Source organism: Candidatus Thiosymbion oneisti (assembly GCF_900092655.1).
GTDB lineage: Bacteria > Pseudomonadota > Gammaproteobacteria > Chromatiales > Chromatiaceae > Thiosymbion > Thiosymbion oneisti.
The window spans coordinates 1-3,822 of record NZ_FLUY01001192.1; the positions used below are offsets into that span (position 1 = coordinate 1).

4 protein-coding genes and 1 pseudogene are annotated in these 3,822 nt (G+C 57.5%); 1 reads left to right on the forward strand and 4 read right to left on the reverse strand.

Translation table 11 applies throughout. From position 1 onward, the window contains the following. Both BQ17_RS21850 and BQ17_RS12035 read right to left on the reverse strand, forming a co-directional pair. On the reverse strand, positions 1-402 hold a 402-nt coding region (locus BQ17_RS21850), incomplete at its 3' end, for an extracellular solute-binding protein (protein WP_369406469.1). 152 nt (positions 403-554) lie between these two features. Then, positions 555-1,049: a peroxiredoxin gene (locus BQ17_RS12035; RefSeq protein ID WP_089727376.1), complete on the reverse strand. Its 495-nt coding sequence runs from the start codon at positions 1,047-1,049 to the stop codon at positions 555-557. 92 nt (positions 1,050-1,141) lie between these two features. Between BQ17_RS12035 and BQ17_RS12040 the strand changes: the two genes are divergently transcribed. Then, a complete protein-coding gene (locus tag BQ17_RS12040) occupies positions 1,142-1,390 on the forward strand; it encodes a cobaltochelatase subunit CobN (RefSeq protein ID WP_089727379.1) in 249 nt (82 codons plus the stop codon). A gap of 381 nt (positions 1,391-1,771) precedes the next feature. On the opposite strand, the gene BQ17_RS12045 is transcribed toward BQ17_RS12040, so the two are convergent. Both BQ17_RS12045 and BQ17_RS12050 read right to left on the reverse strand, forming a co-directional pair. After that, on the reverse strand, positions 1,772-3,547 hold the full coding sequence (locus BQ17_RS12045) for an AAA family ATPase (protein ID WP_089727381.1): 1,776 nt from the start codon (positions 3,545-3,547) through the stop codon (positions 1,772-1,774). Between the two features lie 23 nt (positions 3,548-3,570). Beyond that, positions 3,571-3,822, reverse strand: a pseudogene (locus tag BQ17_RS12050) (hypothetical protein); the annotation flags it as partial.

Here is a 3,822-nt window from a genome sequence, read left to right on the forward strand (position 1 = left end):
CTCCTGATTCAGGATTTCGCTCGGTTCCCAAGGGCAGATTTCCGGAAAGTCGGAGAGGCCGGTCTCTTCGGCCGCTTCGTCATTGAGCAGCGCCGAGGACGTCTCGGCCAACACTCCCGCCTCGACCATATCGTTCAAGCGCCCGATATCGACCGTGAGCACCAGGTCAGCCGGTGTATTCGGCCCTTCCGCCTTGATGCGTTCCAGCATGCCTTGCTTGGCATAGACAAGGTTGACCTTGGTGCCTGTCTCTTCCGTGAACGCATCCATCAGAGGCTGGATCAGGAAGGGCTGACGGTACGAATAGAGGTTGAGCTCATCGGCCCGAACATCGGCCGTTCCGGAAAAGGTCGTGGTCCCTGCGATCAGGGCGAATAGAAGCGGAAGCAGCCTGCGCTTCATGCTGTACGTCTCCTCGTTGTTGACTTGTGCCCTGAGGGGCGGTTGCTCACGCAAGTCGATCAGGCATCTATAGAGGCCTATTTAACGAATTAGAAGATTGGAAGACGGCGTGCCAAGGGCGCCTCCGCTGCTGTAGGCATTAGAGTCTCTCTTCAGAGCGCTGCGGCATGCTCAGCCAGATAACGGGACACACCTTCACTCGTGTCCTTCATTCCGGACTGGCCCGTGCGCCAACCCGCGGGACAGACGTCACCATGAGTCTCGTGGAACTGCAGGGCGTCCACCATGCGCAGCGTTTCGTCGATATCCCGTCCGAGCGGCAAGTCGTTGACCACCTGGTGTCGGACCACGCCGGAACGGTCGATGAGGAAAGAGCCACGCAGTGCAACATCGCCCGCCGGCGTTTCCACGCCGTAAGACCTACAGATACCGTGCGTTAGGTCGGCCACTAGCGGGTAGCGAACCGGACCGATACCGCCGCGTTCGACGGGCGTGTTGCGCCAGGCGTTGTGCGTGTAATGGGAGTCCACCGAGACGCCGACGACCTCGACCTCCCGCGTCCGAAATTTGCGTCCCCCCGTAGCGGCAGCAACAACCGAGACAATGTTCGAGGGAAGGATGCGACGGAGCTGGAAGGTGATCGCCATACCCGCCCTCGCTGGTTTCCATCCGTTCCGGTTCTGGGCCGATTCACACCTACACCGTTTGGACGACGCTTTCGGCGGATCGCATCGGTCGTATGAAGCCGGAGGTAGTGCGGGACGACCAATGGCAGGGCTTCGTCGGTGTCTATGTGAACGACAGCCTGGAGCTGGGGGTGCGCAACTGGTTCGAATCCAGCAATCCCCAGGCCCTGGCCCAGATCGCCGAGCGCATGCTGGAGGCGGTCCGCAAGGAATACTGGCAGGCCGGCGAGGCCACGGTGAGGCAGCTGGTGGAGCTTTACGCGGATCTGCGCGAGCGCTACCAGGTCGTTTCCACTTGGTGACTGACATCGAGCTGGGGAGCGCTGCGATACGGACCGTCTGTCCGCAGGCCTGACCCTGTTTCACAATGACATCAAGGACTTGATCAACTACGAGTGCATCGCCAACTGCGGACCAGCTACGGGCAAGAATTCCTCCAATGCCATTGAGTTAAGCGTTGGCAACAGCCCGTAGGATGGGCAAAGCAAGCGCCGATCAGGGTGATTTTAAGGTTCGGTTATGCCACGGGAGTTTTCAGGCCACGACGGCTTGATCGGATGCACTAAGCGCCACGTGCCCATCAATGATGGGTACCTCTCTGTCAATATAGGATCTTTCAAGGTGCTCAATACATTAGAAACAACGAAGTTAAAACACTAGCGATTCGGATTATCCATGCCGAATCATTCCCAAACCAACCGCGTAAGCCCGAGGGCCGCCACCGCGTGGGTGGTAAGACGCAGCTTTTCGCCGTAGGTCTGTTCCAGCGTGGCGCGGTAGCGGGCCAGCTGTTCCGAGGCTTCGGTCAATTTGTCCTTGACCTGCGGCAGCGCCCGCAATTCCTCGCGGCTTTTCGATTTGATTTCCTCGCTGCTCATGTTCAGCGCTTTCAGCGGTACGTATTTGAATTCCAGCAGGTGATCCAGCAGTTGATACTGGCGCATGTCGGGTCGGACGATCATGCTGAGATCGGCATAACCTGTGTCGATGGCCGTCTCCGAGTCCATAATATAGAAGGTGTCGGAAAAGAGGATCACCAGGAACGCGGTCTTTACCACCAGTTCGTTGCTCCAGCGGTAATCCCGGTTGTCAAACACCTGGAAATAGCGATTTTCGATGAAATCGCACAGGAGTTCGAGGTCGCCGCTGCCATAGAAGCGCCTAGTGGCCCGGTGCGCTGTCTCCCGGTCCTCATATCCCGGTAACAGGGCGTCCCAGATGCGTTCCACATACAGACGCCGGATCACCAGGTTGGGGATACGCAGCGCCAAATCCCCCATGCCGTCCCTGCCGTCGATGGTCAAAATACCCAGGTAATACATCAGGGAAGCCAGGAAAGCACGATCCTTGGCGGCCGTCAGCATGTCATGCACGCCGAAACGCCTCGCCAGTTGTCCGATCAGCAGCGGTTCGGTGGCATCCAGGGCCTTGGCCACCAATTCCTGACCATGGGGTAAACAGGCAATGTATTCGATACGGTTCCGATCCATGGCCAGATTATCGTCCAGGATTTCCCGTGGATAGGTACATTCTTCCTGGTAGTTCTGGAGAAAATACAGCGCCAGGGTGGGATTGTAGAGAAGCGGTCCATCTTCATAGCCGAAACGGTATCCATTGTAAAAGGTACGCATGGTGGAAAGGGCCTCCTGCACCTGGGATTCGGGTAAATTGCATTCCGCGCCGATTTTCTCCAGGGTGTTTGCCACTTCGCTTTCGTGAAAACCGCACAGATCACGGTATTTAGGAAGGAAGGAGACATCGCGCGCCACGTTATAGCCGCTGCTGATGTCGCTCATCACTACCGGAGAAACGCCGATGATGAATACCTTGTCGAGACCCTGACCGCTGGCCAGGGATTTAATGGTCTTGAATACCGTTTTGAGGATCCCTTCGCCGTGAACCAGGGTTGCGTACCGGTCCTGTCCGCCATTCAGTTGCGCGGCCATGACCTCGTTGGCGAAGTTGTCGTATTCGTCGATAAACAAATAGAGCTTATAAGGCGTCCGGCCCACCGCGTCGACGACGGCGTGAAAAGAGGCGAGGGCATTATCGGGATTGACGAAAGACACCTGGGGGAGGCGTTCCCGGTAGCGGCCAAGGAAACCTTGCACACAAACGTTGATGTGATCGTGCAATGCCTGCTTGATGGCCTCGGTATTCCCCTGGGTCATCACCGCGGAGAAATCCCAGCGCATGACGAAGTACTGGTTGCGTCGCAGCGTGGGATTCCGGCCGATCGCCAGCTGCCCGAACAGCCGTTCGAATTCATCGCTTTTTGCCACGTCATAATAATTTTCCAGCATCGACAGCACCAGACTCTTGCCGAACCGGCGCGGGCGCAGAAACAGCAGATGGTCGCCGGCCTGCTCCAGAGACGCAATGCAATCCGTGCGATCGGCGTAGAAGTAGCCTTGCGTGATGAGCTTATGGAAATCGGCGATACCGTAGGGGAGTTTCATGAATAATTTTGCTCCGTACCGAATCATTCCCAAACCAGCCGCGTAAGCCCGAGGGCCACCACCGCGTGGGTGGCCAGGCGCAACTTTTCGCCGTAGACCGCCTCCAGCATGGCGCGGTAGCGGGCCAGCTGTTCCGATGCCTCTGCCAGTTTGGCCTCGACCTGTGGCAGCGTCCGCAACTCCTCGCGGCTTTTCGATTTGATTGTCTCCAAAAACTTCAGTCCGCCGTAGGCGGATCGAGGTACAAACCTCCATCTTCCAGATGGATTATCTTC

Bases quoted from the DNA above. Each gene is read 5' to 3' on its own strand.
- BQ17_RS12035 (WP_089727376.1), bottom strand. From the start codon at position 1,049: ATGGCGATCACCTTCCAGCTCCGTCGCATCCTTCCCTCGAACATTGTC.
- BQ17_RS12040 (WP_089727379.1), top strand. From the start codon at position 1,142: ATGAAGCCGGAGGTAGTGCGGGACGACCAATGGCAGGGCTTCGTCGGT.
- BQ17_RS12045 (WP_089727381.1), bottom strand. From the start codon at position 3,547: ATGAAACTCCCCTACGGTATCGCCGATTTCCATAAGCTCATCACGCAA.